Genomic DNA, 22,069 nt, shown 5'->3' with positions numbered 1-22,069 from the left:
TTTTTTCCCTCACTATATGTTATTACTACATAATTTTACATCATTTCCTTATATATGTGAATAAATTTAAAAGACTTTTATAAATAAAAAAATTGCTTCTATAAGTTTACTTATTCCTTCTCTCAGATGCTTATACAAAAAAAATAAGTACATATGATTTTCTAGGAAAATACATGTACTTATTTCTCTTTGCTATATTTGTATATTTATAGTTTTTTTATCCATATAATTATATCTTCAATAACTTCATTTTTATTTACTTCATTTAACATTTCATGTCTTCCATCTTTATATAGTTTATAGCTTATATCTTTCACACCAAGTTCTTTATATTGTTCATAAAGATTTATTACCCCATCACCAAAATATCCCACCGGATCTTTATCTCCAGAAAATATATAGATAGGAATATTTAAGTTTTTTATCTTTTCTAGGCTTTCATCTTTATGTATATCCCATAACCCTCTTATTAAATCATAGTAAAAAGGAGTTGGATATATAAATCCACAATATTTATCCTTTATATACTTATCTACTTCTTTTTCATCTGAAGATAGCCAATCAAAATTCGTTTTTGGATTTTTAACACTATTATTAAAACTTCCAAATGATAACTTATCCATAAATTTACTTCTCTTATAATTTCCACTAATCAACATTTCTATTTTAGAAACAATTAATCCAGCTTTAGTAAATACTTTTGGCTTTCCATTACTTCCAGATAAAATAACACCATCAATAGTATCTCCATAAATTTGTATATATCTTTGACTTAAAAAAGACCCCATGCTATGACCAAATAATATTACCGGCAATTCTTTATTTTCCTTTTTAATAATTTCATTTAACATTCTTATATCATCAAGCATTGAATAAAATCTATTTTCTTTGTTTATAAATCCTAGTTTATCTAAATTCTTTACACTTTTTCCATGCCCACTATGATCATGAGCATAAACTGTATATCCTTCTTGTGTAAGTTTATTTGCGAAATACTCATATCTTCCTGCCCATTCTGACATTCCATGAACTATTTGAATAATTCCTTTAGTATTTTCTGATTTATTACTCCATCTATAGCAACTAATATCTATTCCATTTTTATTCTTAAAAATAAAATTCTCCATATTAATTCCTCCATTCAATTATTAATTATATTATCTCTCTTATATCTATAACAGTCAAACTTCAATAATTAATAAAATCTTATAATAACCTTATTTGTAAGTATATAAAGTTATGATATACTATTCATAGTTAAAATCAATTTTTTTATTTTTTGATTATCTATTAATATTATTGTATATAATATTGGATAAGTATTATAAGGTGGTGAAAAAGATTAGTATTAAATCAATAATAAGCATTATAGCTTCAAAAATTACAATTTTTCTAACAAAGACAATACTAAAAGGGGGAACAACCTTTCCTGGAAAAGTGGCCTTAAAAATAGATAAAAATATACTCTCAAAGGTATCAAAAGGCTACAATGTAGTTTTAATCACAGGTACTAATGGTAAAACTACTACAACTAGCATGATTTATAATATTATAAAAGAAAATGGAAATAAGGTTATTACTAATAATACTGGTGCAAACCTTTTTCCTGGAATAGTTACAACCTTCATTGATAACTATAAGTTCTTTAAGAAAGTCGAAAATTCATATGCAGTTATTGAAGTTGATGAAGCTAACTTAAAATATATAACTGAATATATTAATCCAGAAATAATAACTGTGACAAACCTTTTTAGAGACCAACTAGATAGATATGGTGAAGTTTATACTACTTTATCCAAAATATTAGAAGGAATTCATCTTTCTCCTAATACTACTTTAGTTTTAAATGGAGATGAATCTCTTTTAGGTAAACTTGAGCTTCAAAATAAAACTGTGTTTTATGGTTTTAATGCTAGCATAGGAAATAATAAAGAGATAGAAATAAATGCAGATGCTAAGTTCTGTAAATTCTGTAAGTCTCCTTATGAATATAATCATATTACATATAATCATTTAGGTGATTTCTACTGTACAGGCTGTGGATTTAAAAGAGCTGATTTAGAATATGCAGTAAATGAAGTTTTAGAACTAACACCTGATAGCTCAACTGTAAAACTCAATGATTTAGAAATTACTATAAGCCAATCAGGAGTTTATAATATTTATAATGGCCTTTGTGCTTATGCTGTAACTAAAGAACTTGGAATAAATGACAATTCAATAAAAAAATCATTACAGAATCAAGATTCTAGTTTTGGAAGACAAGAAGCATTAAATATTGAAGATAAAGATGTAAAAATCATTTTAGTCAAAAATCCTGCAGGATATAATCAAGCTTTAGATACACTGTGTCTAAATAAAGATACTTTTGCTGCGGCATTTCTTTTAAATGATAACTACGCTGATGGTACTGATGTTTCCTGGATATGGGATGTTGACTTTGAAAAGCTTCATGATCTTAATATAGATGAAGTATTTGTTTCTGGTATAAGATGTTATGATATGGCTGTTAGACTTAATGTGGCTGGATTGAATAAAGATACTTTCATAATTGAAGAAACCTTTGAAGACTTAACAGAAAAGATTAAAAGTAGTAAAAATGATAAGATTTATGTTCTTGCTACCTATACTGCTATGATTAACTTTAGAAAATATCTTCATTCAAAAGGTTACATTAAAAAACTTTGGTAAATAAGGAGGTCTATAAATGGAATTAAATATTTGTCATCTTTATCCTGACTTACTTAATGTTTATGGAGATGTTGGTAATATTCTAATACTTAAACATAGAGCTGAACAAAGAGGAATAAAGGTTAATATAATTAACACTTCGCTAAATGATGAATTTGATTCAGAAAATACAGATATTTTATTTTTTGGCGGCGGTCAAGATTTTGAGCAATCAATCGTTTCTAATGATCTAAAAACTATAAAAAAACCTAACTTACAAAAATATATTGAAGATGAAAAAGTAGTTATTGCTATTTGTGGTGGTTATCAATTGCTTGGAAAATATTACATAGCTCCAAATGGTGAAAAAATTGATGGATTAGGAATACTTGATATCTATTCCGAGGGGGGAGATACTCGTTTTATCGGAAACACAGTTATATACAATGAAGATTTTAATGAAACTTATGTTGGTTTTGAAAATCATTCTGGTAGAACCTACACAAACGGATTGAAGCCATTAGGAAAGTGCTTACATGGGTACGGAAATAACGGTGAAGATGGAAATGAGGGTTGTATATATAAGAATACTTTTTGCAGCTATTTTCATGGATCATTATTATCAAAAAATCCAGAACTTGCAGATAGATTCCTAACTATAGCTTTAAATAAGAAGTATGAGAATGTTGTTTTAGATCCTATAGACGATACTCTAGAGCTTAAAGCTAAAGATGTTATGATAAAAAGATTAGAGAATAAAAAATAAATTCAAGGCAAACTATTAGTAGCTTTTGATAGTTTGCCTTAGCTTTTATTACTCTTTATTTAGTACTTTGTTTTCTTTTAAATAATTAATTTCCCATGAATCCATTTCATTTAATGTTTTAAATATATATCCTTTTTCTTTGTAATAGTTTATAACATCTTTAAGCGTTTCAGCAATAATAGTTTGATTGCTACAATCATGCATAAGAACTACCTCAACCTTATTTAATCCAGCCTCATCCCTTAACTTAGAGTTTACAAATTCTGAGGATATATCTTTTGATTTTTCATCTCCTATAGCTATAGTATGCCCTATATAATATTCTCCATTACTTATTATTTTTTGTTGTATTCTAGATAACACTTCTTTTTTATTTTGAGAATTATTTGGACATTCCAACAATTTTATAAAACTCAAATTACCTTCTCCAGTTATACTTTCTATAGTCTTCTTACATTTATCTAAATCATTGAAATAATTTTCTTCACTTTTATATAGATAACTATAATCATGTATATTGCAGTGTGGCATTATACACATATTACTTTTTCTTAAAGTTTTTATTATATAAGAATATATATTAGCTGAATCCCCTACAACAAAAAAGGTCGCTTTTACATCATTTTCATTTAATGTATTAATTATTTTATTAGTTATATTTGCTGAAGGTCCGTCTTCAAATGTTAAATATACAGTTTTTATTTCCTTATCTGTATGTAATGCTAATACAGGGATATAATTTATAATACTAATAAGTAAAAAAATCATAAAAATACTACTATATTTGTTAAACCTTTTTATATTAACCACCTCCTACTTATAATGTTATTTTATGCAATTATTAAGATTATATTATATGTAAATTAAACCACTTAACAAATGTTCTTTATGTTGTTATTATGTAATGTAGATGTTATACTTTAAGTTGTGTATAAAATGTGTAATTTAAAAGTTGAATTTTTAATTGTTATTTATACTTCAATTAGAAATCTATATAATTATATAACTGTAATATAATCAGTTGCTGTATAGCATTTATTACAACTTATATACATAAAAATATTTAAGAAATGGGGAGATGAAATTGAAAAGAAAAAATTTATTAAAGACGCTGGCAGTTGCTCTTTCTATTTCATTATTAGCTCCTTTTGCTAATAAGGTTAGTGCACAAGAGACAAATATCCAATCTCCAGAAATTATTGGGGAAGCTGCTATAACAATCGATATTAATACAGGTGAAGTTATTTATTCAAAAAATGCAGATTTAAAATTATCACCTGCAAGTACTACTAAGCTTATGACTGCATTGCTTTTTGCAGAAAATAAGTCAAAATCAGATTCACTAACCTTTACTGATACTGTTTTAAAGGTTACAGAAACTTCATTAAATGGATATAAGAAGATAAATTCTGGTGACAAAATTTCAGCAGAAGATACAATGAAAGCTGTAATGATCTTCTCTGCTAATGATACGGCTTATTTAATGGCAGAATCAGTTGGTGGAACAGTAGATAATTTTATAACTATGATGAATGAAAAAGCTAATGACTTAGGGCTTAAAAATACACATTTTGTTAATCCTTCTGGATTAGAAATCGATCCATTAAACCCTACAAATACTGAAATAAACCAAACTACTGCTTATGATTTAGCACAAATAGGAATTGCTGCTTTTAAAAATGATTGGATTAGAGAAACTATGGCACCTAAAACTGGTGAGCTTAGTGTTAATTTGTCAGGTACTCCTGTAATAATCGAATCAAGAAATAAAATACTTGGTAAAAATGGTAATATAGGGGGTAAAACAGGAACTGAAGATCAAGCTGGGCATTGTTTTGTTGGCTTTTATGAAAGAGATGGCAGAGATTTAGTTACTGTTGTTTTGAAATCTGAATATGGTGCAACTGGGCTTAATGTATTTGAGGACACTGAAAAAATAGCTAATTATGGATATTTAGCTAAAAAGGAAGTCTATAAGAGTGCTAATGATGAAGTTGGAACTATTAACTTAACATATAAAGCATTTAGGTTTTTTGGTCCTGAAAAACAAATAACAGCTCCTATAATTTTAAATCAAGATGTAGAGTACTATAAAAATGATTTTAATGATAAAAATGCTTCTATTTCTTACACTCAAGATGTAAAAGATGCTTGGAAGCTTAGTGGTAATAAGGAAGTTAAACTAACATTTTCATTACCTGGATACACAGAAGAAATATCTGGTACTATACAAGTTTCTTCTTTAGAGCTTGTTAAAGCAAATTTACCACTATACTTATTATCATTACTAATTCTTATTGTTATATTAGTTCTATTAATATTTATAACTAGAATTATTAATATGAAAAAGAGAAGAAGAAGAAGATATTATTAAAATATATAAAGGTAGATTTAGATATCTGAATCTACCTTTTCTTTAATATATGTACACTTTTTTATGTAATCTAAAAATTTATTTTAAGGAGAGATATACTTGGATAAAATTGATTTTAAAGGTAGTGTGGTTTTAAATCCTGTTCCTGTAGTTCTAATCACATCTAGAAATAAAGCTGGTAAAGACAATGTATTTACAGTTGGTTGGACAGGAACAATATGTACAAAGCCTCCTATGCTTTCTATTTCTATTAGACCTGAACGACTTTCTTATGAGTATATATGTGAAACTATGGAATTCATAGTTAATATACCTTCTTCCAATATGGTTAAAGCTGTTGATTACTGTGGAGTTAAGCCAGGTAGGAAATTTGATAAAATAAAAGATATGAACTTTACCATGAAAGATGGGGAAAATGTTAATGTGGCATATATAGATGACTGTCCAGTTTCTATAGAGTGTAAAGTTAAGGATATAATAAAGCTTGGAAGTCATCATATGTTTATAGCAGAAGTAGTTGGCTCACATATTAATAGCAATTTAATAGATGATAATGGGAAAATACATTTTGAAAAAGGAAATTTAATTTCTTATTGTCACGGAGAATACTTTAAGCTTCCCGAAAAATCTATAGGTTCTTTCGGCTTTTCGGTTAGAAAAAAATCTAATACTAAAAAAGTTAATACTACCGTTACTTCTAGGAAAAATGATTTAAAATCTAATAGTAAAAATTTAAAGAATTATAAATCGTCATCTAAATCAAAATCTAGAAATAAATAGTGATTTTTTTATATAGAATATTTATTATTTTATATTTCTTGACATTAATTAAAAATCTATCTATACTCAATAATATTACATTGAATTATATTCGGGGGATGAAATAATGTTTATACTTACTTATAATATTAAATTTACAGAATTAGATGAACAAATTGAAAAATTACAAATCAATGATATTTTTAATGTTTTTTATGAAAGTCCTTTAGAAATAACAACTGAGGAATATGGTTATGGTTATTTAGAAAAAATAGTTGATACAATTGATATTAGAATTGCCTATGAAAATTCTGAAGAATATTTAGAGTTGTTTAAAGAAAAAGTTACCTCTATTTTAGGAACCAATTGTATAAGTATAGAACAATGTAACTATGATAATTATAATTATAATTTTCCTACTGTTCATATAAATGATAACTGGGTATTATCTTCTCCTGATGAAGTTATACATGATAAAAATATTCATAAAATATCTTTTATTTCTCAAGGAGCCTTTGGTACTGGATTACATGAAACAACAAAAGATTTACTAAATATAATTTTAACTAAAATTGATTTATCTAATAAGTCAGTACTTGATATTGGAACTGGTTCTGGCATTTTATCTGTAGCTTCTGCTATTATTGGTGCATCCAAAGTTACCGCTCTTGATATAAGAGATGTAAAAGATGAGGTTTTATTAAATGCTTCACTAAATGGACTATATAATATTGAAGTATTAGTTGGGAATGCATTAAATGATGAAATTAAAATCAATGATACATATGACTGGATCTACATAAATATAGGCGGAGAAGAAACTGAATTATTTATGAATTTTATAAGAGAACGTCTAAAAAATGATGGTAAAATTCTTGTATCTGGACTTGTTGAATGGAGCTTTGATAAAGTCAAATCTATTGTAGAAAGTTATGGATTTGAACTAGAAACAAAATATCAAAGTAATGAATGGATAACAGCAGTTTTCAATTAGTAATTAACACTAATTGAGAGTGAAAAATTATTAAGTGCACAGTGCACAATTTGCAGTTCACAGTTTAGGATAGAAACTACTGAGTAGTTTCTTAAACTTATATTATAGCAACTATTTTATAGTAGCCTTAATATATTCTTAATTCAGCAAATCTGAATTATTTCCATAACTGTGCACTGCGCCTTGTGAACTGTGCACTATTTTTAGTTATTTATTATAAAGATATTTATATATGTTGTAATTTGCTTTAACTTTATCTACATATTTTTTAGTTTCTGGGAATGGTATATAATCCAAATTTTCTCCATCATTTGAATAGTCTTCATCACTTAACCACTTATTAACATTTCCACTTCCACCATTGTAAGCCGCTAATATCAAATCTAAATTATTATCAAATTCATTTTCTAAAGTTTTTAAATACCAGCATCCTATCCTTATATTTAACTCTGAATCAAAAAGCATGGATGGCATAAAGTAGTTAATTCCTATTTCTTTAGCTGCCCATTCTCCAGTTGTATCCATTATTTGCATCAATCCTTTTGCATCTCTCTTCGAAACAGCTTCTTTATTAAAATCACTCTCAGTTTTTATGACTGCTAACACAAGATATGGATCTATTTCATATTCCTCACTATACTTATTTATATATTCATCATACGGGTAAGGATACACATAGTTCTTCATTACTAATACTACTCCAAAATAAGCAATAATTATTACGATTAAAATAGCTAATATACGCTTAAATTTCATTATTTTCTCCTTATTTATTAATTACCTTTAAAAAATCTATTACTTTATCTACTTGCTTCTTAGTTTTTAATAAATCATTATTATTATCAATAATAATATGTGCATATTCTTTTTTTCTATCTAATGATATTTGGGCATTTAATCTATTTATAGCCTCATCTCTTGATAATTTATCTCTGTTTTTTATTCTCATTATTTGTGTATTATTATCAACCCATACTACAATTATATAATCCATATATGTATGAAGATCATTTTCTATTAAAGTAGGCGCATCTAATATTACCATGGATTCACCATTTCTTTCATATTTATCTAGCTCAAGAAATATTTCCTTTTTTATATATGGTATTATTATATCTTCATATTTCTTTCTTTGTTTTGGGAATCGAAAAATATGATTTCCAAATTCCCTTCTTCTAAATTCCCCTCTCCAATCAAAAAAACCTGATCCAAATTCTATTTTTATTTTTTCTAGAATTTCAGGGTACTTAATAAGAACATCTCTTGATATATCATCTGAATCTATTACTTCAAATCCTTTTTCAGTAAGCATTTTTGATACTGTGCTTTTACCTGAACCAATTCCCCCTGTTAATCCTATTTTAATCATTTTTAATTAAGCCCCCTTACTTAGCATCATACCATGTTTCCCCTAAATTAATATCTACTTCAAGAGGTACTTCTATGTCTAAGACATTTTCCATTTCTTCTTTTACTATTTTCTTTACCTCTTCAAGCTCTTTTGCTTTAACATTTAATATAAGTTCATCATGAACTTGTAATATTATATTACTTTCTAATTTGCTTTCTTTTAACTTTTTATAAACATTAACCATTGCTAGTTTTATTATATCAGCTGCACTTCCTTGAATAGGCGCATTCATTGCTAATCTTTCACCTAAAGCTTTTACTATTCTATTAGAAGATTTAATTTCTGGTATCGCTCTTCTTCTATTTAAAATAGTTAGTACATATCCTTTTTCCTTTGCCTCTTCTATAACACCATCTAAATATCCCTTTATTTTAGGATATCTATCAAAATAAATTTCCATATATTCTGAAGCTTCCTTTTTAGCTATGTGTAAATCTTGTGAAAGACTAAAATCACTAATTCCATAAACTATTCCAAAATTAACAGCCTTAGCTCTACTTCTCATTAAAGATGTAACTTCCTCTACTGGAACTTTAAATACCTCAGATGCCGTTTTTGTATGTATATCACTATGATGTTTAAATGCATCTATCATATTTTCATCCTGTGACATATGTGCTAAAACTCTTAGCTCTATTTGTGAATAGTCGCATGATAATAATATATCTCCTGGTTCATTAGGTATAAATACTTTTCTTATTTCTCTTCCCATTTCATATTTTATAGGAATATTCTGAAGGTTAGGTTCTGTACTAGATAACCTTCCTGTTGTTGTTACAGTTTGATTAAAATTAGAATGTATGTGTCCATCAATATCTATAACATTTTTTAATCCTTCCACATAAGTAGAATTAAGTTTTGTTATTTGTCTATAATAAGTTATTTTGGGTATTATCTCATGTTTATCTTGTAACTTTTCTAAAACTTCTGCATTGGTTGAATAACCTGTTTTTGTTTTTTTAACTACAGGTAAATCTAATTTTTCAAATAAAATTTTTCCTAGTTGCTTTGGAGAATTTATATTAAATTCTTCTTCTGCCAATTTAAAAATTTCTTTTTCTGTTGTAACAATTTCTTCTTTAAATTTAACTGCTAAATCTTCTAACATATTTTTATTTATATTAAATCCTAAAGATTCCATAGATGAAAGAATATATATTAATGGATGTTCAACATCATAATAAAGTTCCTCCATTTTTTCTTCTTTTATTTTATTTTTTAGTAATTCATATATTTCCTTTAATTTCAAATTTACCTTTGCCTCTATTGTTTTATCATCACCTGTTACATCTTCACTTAAATATTCATTTATTAATGTTACCAAATCATAAGATGATCTTGCTGAATCAATAAGATAAGAGGCTATTGCTGTATCAAATTCAAAGCTTTCTATAGAAATACCTAATTTATTTAATACTGTAACAAGAGACTTTCCATCATGAATTACCTTTTTTAGATTTTTGTTTTCCATTATTACTTTTAATCCTAGATATTCGTTATTTGTATTAGAACTATAAATATTTTTAAAATTAATTAAATAAATCTTATCTCCACAAGATAAATACATCTTATTTAATTCTATTTCTGAATATCTTCCATTATTCAAAACCTCATAAGTTATATAACATATTTCATTTAAAGATTTAGACAAATTAAATAAATCATCTGAACTGTCTATATCAATAACATCTAAAATTATTTTATCATCTTTTATATCTTCTTTATTTTCAGGAAGTTTATCTACCAGTGATTTCATTTGTAGCTTAAAAAATAACTTTCTTAATCCTTCTCCATTATACGATTCTTGACTTTTTATTTCGTCTAAATCAAATTCTAAAGGTACTTCTGTAATTATAGTAGCTAACTTTTTACTAAATATAGCTTGCTCTCTAAAGTTCTCTAGATTTTCTTTTATTTTTTTTCCACTAATATTATCTATATTATTTAACACTTCTTCCACAGAACCATAAGTTTGAATTAATTTATAAGCTGTTTTTTCCCCTATTCCTGGTACCCCTGGTATATTATCTGATTTATCTCCCATAAGACCCTTTACATCTATAAATTGAGTTGGAGTAACTCCAAATTCCTGAAAAAATGTTTCGTAATTATATTTTGCTGTTTCTGAAACTCCTTTTTTAGTTATAACTACATTTATATTATTAGATGCTAACTGAAGGGCATCTTTATCTCCTGTCACTATATAAACTTCAATCTCGTTTTTTTCTGCATATTTAGCAAGAGAACCTATTATATCATCTGCTTCAAATCCATCAATTTCATATTTACTTATAGATAATAAATCTAACATATCTTTCACTATAGGAAATTGTTCTGCAAGCTCTGGTGGCATTTTTTTTCTTCCTGCTTTATATTCTTCATATTCTTTATGTCTAAATGTTGGCCCTTTCTTATCAAAAGCTGCAACTATATAATCTGGTTTTAATTCTTCCTTCATTTTAAATAACATATTTGCAAATCCATAAACAGCATTTGTATGAATACCATCTGTAGTTGTTAATTCAGGAATTGCATAAAAAGCTCTATTTAAAAGCGAATTAGAATCTAAAATCAATAATCTTTCCATATTTTCCTCCAAATTAAGGAATTAACTCCTTAAAGTTATTTTTATTATAAATTATACTATTTTTATAGCTATAAATCATTACATTTTAATTAATATAAATAGTTTTACTTATAATCATAGAATATTGATATCCTATAATTATATATCTTATTTAACTCTTCTCTTATAAAATTTCCCAATTTGCTATTCGTTAATTCATAAATATATATTAAATTTGTTATATAAATTATTTATTTAGCAAATTTACTTATCTACTTTCATTTTTAAAGTTTTAATTTTTATTATAACTTAAGATTTATCTATTAAAAAATACTTAAATCTAACTCTTCTGATAAATCTTTAATTATATGTAATCCTGATAAGCTATTTCCTTTCTCATCTAATGATGGTCCATATATTCCTATTCCATATCTCCTAGGAACAGTAGCTAAAATGCCTCCACCTACTCCTGATTTTGCTGGTATCCCAACATGAACTGCAAATTCTCCCGATGCATCATACATTCCACAGGTAACCATAATAGTTTTGACAATTCTACATACCTCTCTAGACATTATTCTTTCATTACTCCAAGGGATAACACCATCATTTGCAATCACAGATCCGAATCTAGCCAAATCTCTTGCACTTACTTCTATAGAACACTGCTTAAAATATAAATCTAATATTTCCTCTACATCTCCATCTAATATTTTAGTACTTTTCATAAAATATGCCAAAGCTCTATTTCTATCTCCTGTTTCTTTTTCTGATAAATATACTCTTTCATTTATTGATATACTATCATTTTTAGTAACTATTTTTATAAAATTTAATATTTTATTAAGTTTTTCATTTATATCTTTCCCATTTATTAAAGATGTTGTTACTATTGCACCAGCATTGATCATAGGATTATAAGGTCTTCCCGAATCCCTTACCTCTAAATTTACTATAGAATTAAACCCCATTCCTGTAGGCTCAACATTAACTTTTTTAAATACATTATATCTCCCATTATCTTTAAGAGCTAAAATTAATGTTACGACTTTTGATATACTTTGAATAGTAAATCTTTTATCGCACTCTCCAGCATAAAACTCTTTTCCGTTTAAATCTACTAGACATATCCCTAAGTCATTTGGGTTAGCCTCTAATAAAGCTGGTATATATGATGCAAGTTTTCCCTTGCTTCCATACTCCCTATTTTTATCAACTAATGTATTTAACAAATTAAACATATATATCACCTCTTTATGTCCTTCATTTATGAAAATCTCTTTATATCTAAGTATTTATATTATATATATGTTTTAATTAATAATCTACATAATTATTACTCATAAGGTAATTTGAAGTATAAAAATTTTAACTAGACTATCTTACTATATTATGGCAAAATAAGTGATATAACTTAGAAAATAGAGGTGATTTCATGGATATGAAGAATATGTTAAAGAAATATGCTACCCTTGCTGTTAAAAAGGGAGTTAATCTACAAAAAGATCAAGTTTTGCTTGTTAATTCTCCAATAGAATGTGTAGATTTTTCAAGAGCTATAGCTGAAGTTGCTTACAAGGAAGGGGCAAAAGAAGTTGTGGTTCACTATAGTGATCAAAGTTTACAAAAACTTAAACTTGAATATGCATCTATGGATACGCTAAAAGAAACACCAAACTGGATAGCTGAATCATATAATTCTTATGCTAAACAAGGTTGTGCAGTCATTTCAATTTCTGCTTCAGACCCAGATGCATACAAAAATATTCCAATGGATAAAATAGCCGCTTTCCAAAAAAGCCGTCAATTAGCTCTAAAGGAATACTACGATTATTCAATGTCAAATAAAATTCGTTGGACAGTAGTTTCTGTTCCTACTGAAGCCTGGGCATTAAAAGTATTTAAAAATTCTAACTCAGAAGAAGCTGTATCTAAACTTTGGGATGTTATATTTAATGTAGTTAGATTGAACAGTGATGATCCTATTGAAGCTTGGAATGAGCATAACAATAATATTAGTAAGAATTTAAACTTTTTAAATTCTAATAAATTAAAAAAACTTCATTATAAAAACTCTATAGGTACTGATTTAACTATAGAATTACCTGAAGATCATATTTGGCTTGGTGGTTCAGAAAAATGTGCTGCTGGAATAGAATTTAATGCTAATATGCCAACTGAAGAAGTTTATACATTACCTAAAAAAACTGGTATTAACGGTACTGTAGTCTCATCAAAACCTTTAAGTTATGGTGGAAATTTAATAGATGATTTTTCTTTAACTTTTAAAGATGGAAAAGTCATAGATTTTACTGCTAAAGAAGGGTTTGAGACATTAAAAAAATTATTAGATAGTGATGATGGAGCTAAATATTTAGGTGAGGTGGCATTAGTTCCTTATGATTCACCTATTTCAAATTCTAATTTAATTTTTTATAATACTTTATTTGATGAAAATGCTGCTTGTCATTTAGCTTTCGGAAAAGCTTATCCAACTTGTATAATTAATGGAGAAAATTTAAGTAATGAAGAGTTATCAAAAAAAGGGGCCAATGATTCTATAATTCATGTTGATTTTATGATAGGAACTAAAGATTTAGATATTACTGGATATACTGAAGATACTACAGAAATTAAAATATTTACTTCTGGAAATTGGGCTTTTTAATTTCTTTAATATATAAAAGTCTTCAATCATATATTTATATTGTTAATATAAATTTACATATTTAATTCAAAGTGATTAATATTGCTTTTATATGTAAATAATGTAGATACTTTATATATGAAAGGGGTTTTTTTATGAGATTGAAGGAGGATAAAATGGTTAAGGTTTTAATATTAGGTGGAAGTGGCTTTGTTTCTCAGGCCCTTGCTAAATACCTAATTAAGCGTGGCTATGAAACTGATATTCTAACTAGGGGAATAAAAGAAGTTAATTATTTAGGCTTTAGAAATCATATAATTTGCAATAGAAAAGATAAGAAGTCCTTAAAATCTTCTTTAAAAAATAAAAATTATGATGTGATTTTTGATATATCTGCTTATTCTAAGGATGATGTAGAAATATTATTTTCATGTATAAATCCATCTTCATTGAAGCGCTATATATTTTGTTCATCCGCTGCAGTATATATCCCTACTAATAGAAATATTAAAGAAGATGCTGATAAAGGTGAAAATTCTACTTGGGGTATATATGGATATAATAAACTTCAAGCTGAATCTTATATAAATGAATTAATATTAAAGGAAGATTTACATGCAACAATTTTCAGACCTACTTATATTTATGGGGAAGGTAATGATTTATATAGGGAATGTTACTTCTTTGATAAATTAGAAAATGAAGATATAATACTAGTTCCAGATGATGATGTAAAAGTTCAATTTATCCATATACAAGATTTAGTTAAGGCTTTTGAATGTGCTATCTATAACGATAATGACAGAAGAGCTTATAATTTAACTAGTCCAAATTTATACTCTTTTGAAGAACTTATAAATCTTTGTGCCTGTATCTTAAATAAGAAGGCTAATATAAAAAAAGTTCCTATTTCTAATTTAGATGTTAGAAGCTATTTCCCTTTTAGAAATACCAACTTTAATCTAAATATAAAGGATTTAAGGGAAAATGGATTTCATTTACCTGTTATATATCTAAAAGAAGGATTAGAAATGTCCTATAAATGGTATAGTGATGAACGACCGATTTATAGAGATTATAAGCTTGTAAAAGCATTATAAATCACAAAAAGTTTCAGCCTATAATGACTGAAACTTTTTTGTAATTACTTTATAGAATCATTGCTTTCTTTATATCTTCTTTTTATTTCAAGTTCTAAAGCTTCTCTTATTCCCTCAAGTTTATTTTTCATTTTTTTCTTTGCAGTAATTTTCTCAAATAATAATGTTAATGATGAAGAAAAAGCATATATTTCCTGACTTTCACTTAATGATATTTCTGTAGAACTTGAATCTATTCCCTTAAACTCATACCTAGAAACATACTTATCTTTATTAATTGTATTTGTAACTTCATATAAATTATCTTTTTCAAATCCTGTTATAGTAGTTACCATTTCAATTTTTTGCTTTCCTACTGTTTTTACTACTTTTTTATAGCTAACTTCTGTTGGATTTTTGTCATTAAATTTAGGTATTTGTTGTTTATTTAAATCTATAAATACCTTAAAGACCTTTTCTATTGGATAATTTATTATAATATTTCCTTTATAAATACTCATATCAAATCCCCCACTTTCTTATAATAATATTATTACATCTTTTCTAATAAATTTCTATAATAAATTAAATGATTACACAACTTGTCTATACCAATTTAAATTCACTTCTATTAAACTAAAAACCCTCTGTTAAAACAGAAGGTTTCCAATAATATTATATGATTTATTAATTATCTTCACTTCTTGGCTTATTTTTGCCAAGTTTTCTAGATTCTTTTGAATAACCTACTTCATTAGCAGTTTCCATTTGCATTTTTTTCAATTCTGACTTAGTTTTTTGACCTGATTTTTTATTATTTTTTGAATTTTTATTATTCTTATGTGCCATATAAAACACCTCCTCATGATAGTTTGAAATTATTAAGGTGTTTTTATTCTAATGACAAGTAATTAAATTTTATTTATCTTCGTATATTATATTATCACAATTTATATTAGCTTTTTCTATATCAGATTCTGATTTTATTGTCCATCCTAAAATAGGCACATTTCTATTACGTTGAACTTTAACTATAGATTTTGGCAAACAATCAATTTCATATGATATAAATGCTGGCTTACTTTCAAAATTTAACAACAAATTTTTCAATAAAAATTTCTTATACCAAACTAAATCGGAGTCTTCAAAGGATCCTGAAAGTTGTCCCCTAGCTATTTCTGGGGCATTTTTCTTAAACCAAGATAATACAAATGGATTAAATGCCTGAACAGCCATATCTCCTTTATAAGTTTTTATAATATTATATATTTCACTTTCAAGTACTCCTACTTTATCTTCATTTTTCACCTCTATAAGTACTGGTACTTTCCCATCAACAAGTTCTAACACTTCTTTTAATGTTGGTATATACTCTTTTGTATTTAAAAGTTTTAAGTCTAGAATATCAATATAATTTAATTCATTTACATCCTTATTTGCGCCCGTCATTCTTTCCAAATTATAATCGTGGAATACTACTACTTCATTATCTTTACTTAATTGTACGTCCAATTCAATTGCAACATTATTTTCTATAGATTTCTTAAATGCCTTTAATGAATTTTCTGGTATATCCTCATTATTATACAATCCCCTATGGGATATTTTTATATTTTTTATCCAGTCTAAACTTCCATCTTCTATTGGAGTTGCTTTTGTTAATATAAAGATTCCCATGCTAAACAATAAAACCACTCCTAAAATAATTAATAAAATTATAATTGCTTTCTTCTTCATAAATATTCTCCTAACTCAAATTTGAACCATTAATTCCCATAATAATAATTATACCATTTTCTTGTATAAAAAAAAGTAGCTATCTAAAATATTATACTTTAGATAGCCTTTATTAACTTCAAATAATTTATTGTAATTTATATAAATTTTCTAATCTCACTCTTATAGATTTTATAAATTCATCTGAATTATTTACTTTTATGTTCTCTAAATTTGAAAGGATAGCTAAATCCTTTGTCATACATCCATCATCTATTGTTTGTATTGATGCTTTCTCTAAATTATCAGCAAACTTAATCAATTCCTCTATATTATCTAGCTCGCCTCTTTTTCTTAAAGCACCTGACCAAGCAAATATTGTTGCTATTGAATTAGTTGATGTTTCTTTTCCTTCTAAATGATTATAATAATGCCTTTGAACAGTTCCATGAGCTGCTTCATATTCGTAATCCCCATCTGGAGAAACTAATACTGAAGTCATCATCGCAAGAGATCCAAAAGCTGTTGCTACCATATCACTCATCACATCACCATCATAATTTTTACATGCCCATATATACCCTCCATTTGATTTTATTACTCTTGCTATAGCATCATCAATCAACGTATAGAAGTATTCTATGTTCATTTCATTAAATTTACTCTTATATTCCTTTTCAAAGATATCCTGAAAAATGTCTTTAAACGTATGGTCATATTTTTTAGAAATAGTATCTTTTGATGCAAACCATAAATCTTGTTTTGAATCAATTGCAAAATTAAAACAACTTCTAGCAAAACTTTCTATAGATTTATTTAAATTATGCATACCTAGTATTACTCCATCACCATCAAAGTCATGAATAAGTTCCTTCTTTTCTTCCCCAAATTCATTAGTAAATACCAATTCAGCCTTTCCTTTGCCTTCAATCTTCATTTCAACATCTCTATATACATCACCATATGCATGTCTTGCTATAGTTATTGGTTTTTCCCATGTTCTTACATAAGGTTTAATAGAATCCACTATTATTGGTGCTCTAAAAACTGTACCATCTAAAATTGCTCTTATAGTCCCATTTGGACTTTTCCACATTTCTTTTAAATTATACTCTTTAACTCTTTCTGCATTTGGTGTAATTGTAGCACACTTTACACCTACACCATATTTTTTTATTGCTTCTGCTGCTTGTACTGTAACTTCATCATTAGTTTCATTTCTATACTCTAATCCTAAATCATAGTATTCTGTTTTTAAATCAATAAATGGATTTAACAATTCATCCTTTATCATGCCCCATAAGATTCTTGTCATTTCATCTCCATCCATCTCAACTAATGGTGTTTTCATCTTTATTTTATCCATGTTTAGCCCCCCATTGTATAAATTTTTAATAAGATAATTATACATTACAAACTAGCTTTTTACAATTACGTTTTATTTAGCCTCTAATTACATACTAAAAAAAACTCCTACTTATAATAATTTATTACTTTCATCGTTATAAGCAGGAGTTCATTATATTCAGTTTACACAAATTTACTTATGGTGTTGTATTGAAGTAAGATTTCACTATTATAATTTTGTAGATGTTCATTCCTAATTACTTTTTATTCTACTATATTATAAACTTCTAAATTATTTGTTCCGTTATAATGTTCATCCTCTACAATTGATCTTATATAAAATGTTTTCCCATTATTTGCCCAACCTTCAAATATTTTATGATGTCTTTCCTCTGTATTAGTAACTATATTGGTGATATTTGTAACTTCTAACTTATCATTGATATTTGCAATACTTAAAGTATTATTCCGTTTTTCATCTTTTTCTAACGCAGGTTTCAAACTGCTTATGATAACTTTATCTTTATTTTCACTTATATGAAATTCGAAGAATGTACCACTATCTACATCTACAATTTTTGTAAGTTTTTTGTTATCTATATCATAATTCCAAATTCCATTTTTACCTTCTGCAAAGCCTGAAAATAATATTCTACCATTTTCATAAAGCATTTCTCCTCTAGTATCAATTTCAATACCATCATCATCTGACAATATTTTAGTGAACTTATTATTCTCAATATATCCTATAGTATTTTTTGTATCATGCTCTTGAGTTGGATCGAAATCATCTGAATAGTATCCTTCTACATACTGATAGTTAACATAAATTCTCTCTCCATCTACTCCTAATACTTCTCTTAATCCCCCATCTTTATCATTATGTCTTAATTCCTTTGGAATAACATAATATTTTTCGTTTGGGATATCTATTAAAGCAAATTTTTGTTCTTTCTCACCTCCCACTAATACTACATCTATAGTACCATTTCTGTAAGAATCATGAACATCATAAAGTAGATTGCCTTGTTCTTCAACTAACTTAGTATATACAGCTAATTCTTCTAATTCGCCATCCTTATTAATAGCATATACTTTATTATCCCTTTTTATCTTATTTGAATAAATTCCATTATGAGAATTAGCGGAATATGATTCCCCTTCAAGATTTTTATAAGTCCAATTAACTTTATTATCGCTGTCTAACTTACCAATGCTTACTTCTCTAATAACATCATTTTCATTCTGATAAATAAGTTGAATAATATTTTCCTTTATATAAGCCATTCTATAAATAGCTCCAGTATCCGGAAGTTCTATTTCTGCAACCTTTTTAATTTGAAAATCTTCATTTTTCTTGTCTTTTGTATTCTCATCAATAATAATCTTTTCTGTTCCTAATACTACATTTTCACTACTATCCTTCGAACATCCTATTGGTATCATTATCATTACTATGACAAGTAATAATACTAAATATTTTGTTTTCATATTAATTCCTCCAATCACTATATATACTCATTATAATAATTAGTTATTATTGGAATAATATTAAGATGTTTCTAAAGTGTTAAAATGTGTAAATTTTACGGTAAATTTAGATCTATTTCCATCTACATCTACTTCTATTGTTGCATTATGCGATTCTGCTATATTTTTGCAAATATATAAGCCTAATCCATGAGAATTTTTCTTGTTTTTCCTACTATCATCAACTTTAACAAATGGTTCAAATATTCTTTCCTTCTTCTCGATTGGAATAACCTTTCCTTCTGATAAAACTGAAAAAATCGTATGTTCATTAATATTTTTCAATTCAATAATTATTTTACTATTATCATTTGAATACTTTATTGCATTTTCTACTAAGTTATTTACTAATATATATAAATATTGTTTATTGCCCTTTATACTAATATCATTTGTTTGATTAATTATTTCTAATGACTTTTCCTTTACACTTATTAAATTAGTTTGTATTATATCATTTAAAATAAATTTTAAATTAACATTTTCAAAGGAGTAATCTTCTAAGTCACTTATTTGCTTTGAAATCTCTAAAAGTGTACCTACTAACTCATTCATTCTATTAGCCTCAAAAACAATTCTTTTTATAGCTATAGCCTTAAATTCCTCATCTTGAAAATTATCTTCACTTAATATTTGTGCATATCCTGAAATACTAGTAATTGGTGATTTTAACTCATGAGTTATATTTCTAAATATATTTTTTTCTTGCTCATCCTTCTTTTTTAACTTTTCACTCATTGAATTAAATGAGTCAACCAGAACTCCTACCTCGTCATTTGAAGTAATATCAATTTTGGAAGGATAACTACCTTTTCCTACTTCTGAAACTTTATTCTTAAGAAGTATTAAAGGATTAACTATCTTTGATGATAAAAAATATATCGAAATTAGTATAATTAAGAAAAGCCCAGCAAATATATAATTAACTAATTCATTTATGTTTTGATTTCTTATATACTCCTTTTCGTAGTTATTGGCTAACATCATAACCCCTATAGCTTGTTTATCCTTACCATATATTAAGTAACTTACTTTTCCAATAATACCATTAGACCTTCTTTCAATATCTATAATAGCCTTATTATCTTTAACTATCTTCAAGGTTTCTTCTGATATTCCATATACATTTAAGTCTAATTCGCTTTCATTAACTGTTCCTTTTAATAATAAGTTACCATCTAGGTCATATAATGCTCCTTGGCAATAAACTCTGTTTAAAATAAAGTTAATTACACTATTATTTAAATCACTTACTGTCATTTCATTTTTATAAATATTATTTATGGCTAAATAATCATTTAAACTGCTAAATGAAACCTCATAATTTTTCTCCATATCATTTGTGATATACTCTTTAAAATTTCTATAGAAAAATTTATTTAATATTATATTGGAGATAAATATTAATACAATAAAAATTACAGATAATACTATTCCATATTTACGCCTTATTGTTAGCATCACTTTCTTTCAACATATAACCCACTCCAAAAACTGTTTCTATGTTAATCTCCTTTTTTAACTTTTGTCGTAATCTTGTTATATGTACATCTATAGTTCTTGTATCTCCAATAAAATCATATCCCCAAACTAAATTTAATAACTCATCTCTTGAATAAACTCTATTTTTATTTTTGACTAAAAATAATAAAAGATCAAATTCCTTTGGTTTAAGTTTTATTTCTTCGCCATTACATTTTACAATTCTACTCTGTTCAGAAATACTAATATTTCCACTAGAAACATTTTCTTTATTCTTTTGATTTGTAATTTCTTTTTTTCTTCTTAAAGCCACTCTAATTCTTGTTATTACTTCTCTAATATCAAAAGGTTTCGTAATATAATCATCAGCGCCTAATTCAAGACCAAGAATCTTATCTGTAATATCAATTCGTGCTGTAATCATAATTATAGGTATTTTATAATTTGTAATTTCTTTACAAATAGAAAATCCATCTATATCACCTAGCATAATATCTAATAATATTAAATTTGGTTTAAATGTTTGTATATCATCTTCTACTCTTAATCCATTATCATTTATTTTAACTTTATATCCTTCTCTAGTTAATGAAAATCTTAATATCTGACTTATATCTTCATCATCTTCAATTATTAATATATTTTCTCTCAAAGTATCACCTCTTTTATTAACATTATATATTCTTTTCTAATTTTTTACTAGTTTTCTAATTTTCACAATACTTTTA

Annotated in this window: 20 protein-coding genes; 7 read left to right on the top strand and 13 right to left on the bottom strand. The window is 26.4% G+C overall.

Translation table 11 applies throughout. From position 1 onward, the window contains the following. Positions 1-206: 206 nt before the first annotated feature. Positions 207-1,127, bottom strand: a complete 921-nt coding sequence (locus ABDZ60_RS15885) for an alpha/beta hydrolase (protein WP_016207191.1) — start codon at positions 1,125-1,127, stop codon at positions 207-209. Between the two features lie 205 nt (positions 1,128-1,332). Between ABDZ60_RS15885 and ABDZ60_RS15880 the strand changes: the two genes are divergently transcribed. Continuing rightward, complete coding sequence (locus tag ABDZ60_RS15880; protein ID WP_040436681.1) at positions 1,333-2,691, top strand: Mur ligase family protein; 1,359 nt, start codon at positions 1,333-1,335, stop codon at positions 2,689-2,691. Positions 2,692-2,707: 16 nt separating this feature from the next. Further along, positions 2,708-3,436: a type 1 glutamine amidotransferase gene (locus tag ABDZ60_RS15875; RefSeq protein ID WP_016207193.1), complete on the top strand. Its 729-nt coding sequence runs from the start codon at positions 2,708-2,710 to the stop codon at positions 3,434-3,436. 48 nt (positions 3,437-3,484) lie between these two features. Here the strand turns inward: ABDZ60_RS15875 and ABDZ60_RS15870 are convergent, their stop codons facing one another. Next, positions 3,485-4,204 carry a polysaccharide deacetylase family protein gene (locus ABDZ60_RS15870; protein ID WP_016207194.1) on the bottom strand — a complete coding sequence of 240 codons (720 nt, stop codon included), beginning with the start codon at positions 4,202-4,204 and terminating at the stop codon, positions 3,485-3,487. Between the two features lie 316 nt (positions 4,205-4,520). Between ABDZ60_RS15870 and ABDZ60_RS15865 the strand changes: the two genes are divergently transcribed. The 3 genes from ABDZ60_RS15865 to ABDZ60_RS15855 all read left to right on the top strand — a co-directional run bounded on the left by ABDZ60_RS15865 (position 4,521) and on the right by ABDZ60_RS15855 (position 7,563). Next, the gene (locus ABDZ60_RS15865) at positions 4,521-5,810 is read left to right on the top strand and encodes a D-alanyl-D-alanine carboxypeptidase family protein (RefSeq protein ID WP_343779385.1); all 1,290 of its coding nucleotides are present in this window, start codon (positions 4,521-4,523) and stop codon (positions 5,808-5,810) included. A gap of 99 nt (positions 5,811-5,909) precedes the next feature. Continuing rightward, positions 5,910-6,590 carry a flavin reductase family protein gene (locus ABDZ60_RS15860; RefSeq protein ID WP_343779383.1) on the top strand — a complete coding sequence of 227 codons (681 nt, stop codon included), beginning with the start codon at positions 5,910-5,912 and terminating at the stop codon, positions 6,588-6,590. Between the two features lie 106 nt (positions 6,591-6,696). After that, positions 6,697-7,563 carry a 50S ribosomal protein L11 methyltransferase gene (locus ABDZ60_RS15855; protein WP_343779380.1) on the top strand — a complete coding sequence of 289 codons (867 nt, stop codon included), beginning with the start codon at positions 6,697-6,699 and terminating at the stop codon, positions 7,561-7,563. A gap of 207 nt (positions 7,564-7,770) precedes the next feature. Here the strand turns inward: ABDZ60_RS15855 and ABDZ60_RS15850 are convergent, their stop codons facing one another. The 4 genes from ABDZ60_RS15850 to glsA form a co-directional block, all read right to left on the bottom strand. Beyond that, positions 7,771-8,319 carry a lytic transglycosylase domain-containing protein gene (locus ABDZ60_RS15850; RefSeq protein WP_016207197.1) on the bottom strand — a complete coding sequence of 183 codons (549 nt, stop codon included), beginning with the start codon at positions 8,317-8,319 and terminating at the stop codon, positions 7,771-7,773. A gap of 10 nt (positions 8,320-8,329) precedes the next feature. Next, entirely contained in the window at positions 8,330-8,932 is a 603-nt protein-coding gene (gene coaE, locus ABDZ60_RS15845; protein ID WP_343779375.1) for a dephospho-CoA kinase, read from the bottom strand. Between the two features lie 16 nt (positions 8,933-8,948). Next, positions 8,949-11,561 (bottom strand): DNA polymerase I, encoded by a 2,613-nt coding sequence (gene polA, locus ABDZ60_RS15840; RefSeq protein WP_343779372.1) that lies wholly within the window; start codon positions 11,559-11,561, stop codon positions 8,949-8,951. Between the two features lie 302 nt (positions 11,562-11,863). Continuing rightward, positions 11,864-12,781 carry a glutaminase A gene (glsA, locus tag ABDZ60_RS15835; RefSeq protein WP_343779370.1) on the bottom strand — a complete coding sequence of 306 codons (918 nt, stop codon included), beginning with the start codon at positions 12,779-12,781 and terminating at the stop codon, positions 11,864-11,866. Between the two features lie 194 nt (positions 12,782-12,975). Here glsA and ABDZ60_RS15830 point away from each other — a divergent pair, with 194 nt between their 5' ends. Together ABDZ60_RS15830 and ABDZ60_RS15825 are read left to right on the top strand one after the other, a co-directional pair. After that, positions 12,976-14,208 (top strand): aminopeptidase, encoded by a 1,233-nt coding sequence (locus tag ABDZ60_RS15830; RefSeq protein WP_343779367.1) that lies wholly within the window; start codon positions 12,976-12,978, stop codon positions 14,206-14,208. 134 nt (positions 14,209-14,342) lie between these two features. Then, on the top strand, positions 14,343-15,287 hold the full coding sequence (locus ABDZ60_RS15825; protein ID WP_343779365.1) for an NAD-dependent epimerase/dehydratase family protein: 945 nt from the start codon (positions 14,343-14,345) through the stop codon (positions 15,285-15,287). A gap of 44 nt (positions 15,288-15,331) precedes the next feature. On the opposite strand, the gene ABDZ60_RS15820 is transcribed toward ABDZ60_RS15825, so the two are convergent. From ABDZ60_RS15820 to ABDZ60_RS15790, 7 genes are all read right to left on the bottom strand, one after another. Then, positions 15,332-15,787: a DUF3284 domain-containing protein gene (locus tag ABDZ60_RS15820; RefSeq protein ID WP_016207200.1), complete on the bottom strand. Its 456-nt coding sequence runs from the start codon at positions 15,785-15,787 to the stop codon at positions 15,332-15,334. Between the two features lie 166 nt (positions 15,788-15,953). Beyond that, entirely contained in the window at positions 15,954-16,115 is a 162-nt protein-coding gene (locus ABDZ60_RS15815) for a small, acid-soluble spore protein, alpha/beta type (RefSeq protein WP_343779363.1), read from the bottom strand. A 69-nt stretch (positions 16,116-16,184) separates the two neighbouring features. After that, complete coding sequence (locus tag ABDZ60_RS15810) at positions 16,185-17,003, bottom strand: glycerophosphodiester phosphodiesterase (protein WP_343779361.1); 819 nt, start codon at positions 17,001-17,003, stop codon at positions 16,185-16,187. 127 nt (positions 17,004-17,130) lie between these two features. Continuing rightward, a complete protein-coding gene (locus ABDZ60_RS15805; RefSeq protein WP_016207203.1) occupies positions 17,131-18,348 on the bottom strand; it encodes an NADP-dependent isocitrate dehydrogenase in 1,218 nt (405 codons plus the stop codon). 245 nt (positions 18,349-18,593) lie between these two features. Next, entirely contained in the window at positions 18,594-19,820 is a 1,227-nt protein-coding gene (locus tag ABDZ60_RS15800; protein WP_047000776.1) for a hypothetical protein, read from the bottom strand. A 60-nt stretch (positions 19,821-19,880) separates the two neighbouring features. Next, positions 19,881-21,194, bottom strand: a complete 1,314-nt coding sequence (locus ABDZ60_RS15795) for a sensor histidine kinase (RefSeq protein WP_172655010.1) — start codon at positions 21,192-21,194, stop codon at positions 19,881-19,883. Positions 21,195-21,300: 106 nt separating this feature from the next. Beyond that, positions 21,301-21,993, bottom strand: a complete 693-nt coding sequence (locus ABDZ60_RS15790) for a response regulator transcription factor (protein ID WP_016207206.1) — start codon at positions 21,991-21,993, stop codon at positions 21,301-21,303. Positions 21,994-22,069 lie beyond the last annotated feature (76 nt).

The organism is Clostridium sartagoforme (assembly GCF_039521405.1).
Classification (GTDB): Bacteria; Bacillota; Clostridia; order Clostridiales; family Clostridiaceae; genus Clostridium; species Clostridium sartagoforme.
This window is presented reverse-complemented; position numbering and strand designations above follow the sequence as displayed.

Bases quoted from the DNA above. Each gene is read 5' to 3' on its own strand.
- glsA (WP_343779370.1), bottom strand. From the start codon at position 12,781: ATGTTTAATTTGTTAAATACATTAGTTGATAAAAATAGGGAGTATGGA.
- ABDZ60_RS15820 (WP_016207200.1), bottom strand. From the start codon at position 15,787: ATGAGTATTTATAAAGGAAATATTATAATAAATTATCCAATAGAAAAG.
- ABDZ60_RS15805 (WP_016207203.1), bottom strand. From the start codon at position 18,348: ATGGATAAAATAAAGATGAAAACACCATTAGTTGAGATGGATGGAGAT.
- ABDZ60_RS15825 (WP_343779365.1), top strand. From the start codon at position 14,343: ATGAGATTGAAGGAGGATAAAATGGTTAAGGTTTTAATATTAGGTGGA.
- ABDZ60_RS15885 (WP_016207191.1), bottom strand. From the start codon at position 1,127: ATGGAGAATTTTATTTTTAAGAATAAAAATGGAATAGATATTAGTTGC.
- ABDZ60_RS15850 (WP_016207197.1), bottom strand. From the start codon at position 8,319: ATGAAATTTAAGCGTATATTAGCTATTTTAATCGTAATAATTATTGCT.
- ABDZ60_RS15800 (WP_047000776.1), bottom strand. From the start codon at position 19,820: ATGAAAACAAAATATTTAGTATTATTACTTGTCATAGTAATGATAATG.
- ABDZ60_RS15855 (WP_343779380.1), top strand. From the start codon at position 6,697: ATGTTTATACTTACTTATAATATTAAATTTACAGAATTAGATGAACAA.
- ABDZ60_RS15875 (WP_016207193.1), top strand. From the start codon at position 2,708: ATGGAATTAAATATTTGTCATCTTTATCCTGACTTACTTAATGTTTAT.
- ABDZ60_RS15830 (WP_343779367.1), top strand. From the start codon at position 12,976: ATGGATATGAAGAATATGTTAAAGAAATATGCTACCCTTGCTGTTAAA.
- ABDZ60_RS15810 (WP_343779361.1), bottom strand. From the start codon at position 17,003: ATGAAGAAGAAAGCAATTATAATTTTATTAATTATTTTAGGAGTGGTT.
- ABDZ60_RS15870 (WP_016207194.1), bottom strand. From the start codon at position 4,204: ATGATTTTTTTACTTATTAGTATTATAAATTATATCCCTGTATTAGCA.
- coaE (WP_343779375.1), bottom strand. From the start codon at position 8,932: ATGATTAAAATAGGATTAACAGGGGGAATTGGTTCAGGTAAAAGCACA.
- ABDZ60_RS15795 (WP_172655010.1), bottom strand. From the start codon at position 21,194: ATGGAGAAAAATTATGAGGTTTCATTTAGCAGTTTAAATGATTATTTA.
- polA (WP_343779372.1), bottom strand. From the start codon at position 11,561: ATGGAAAGATTATTGATTTTAGATTCTAATTCGCTTTTAAATAGAGCT.
- ABDZ60_RS15815 (WP_343779363.1), bottom strand. From the start codon at position 16,115: ATGGCACATAAGAATAATAAAAATTCAAAAAATAATAAAAAATCAGGT.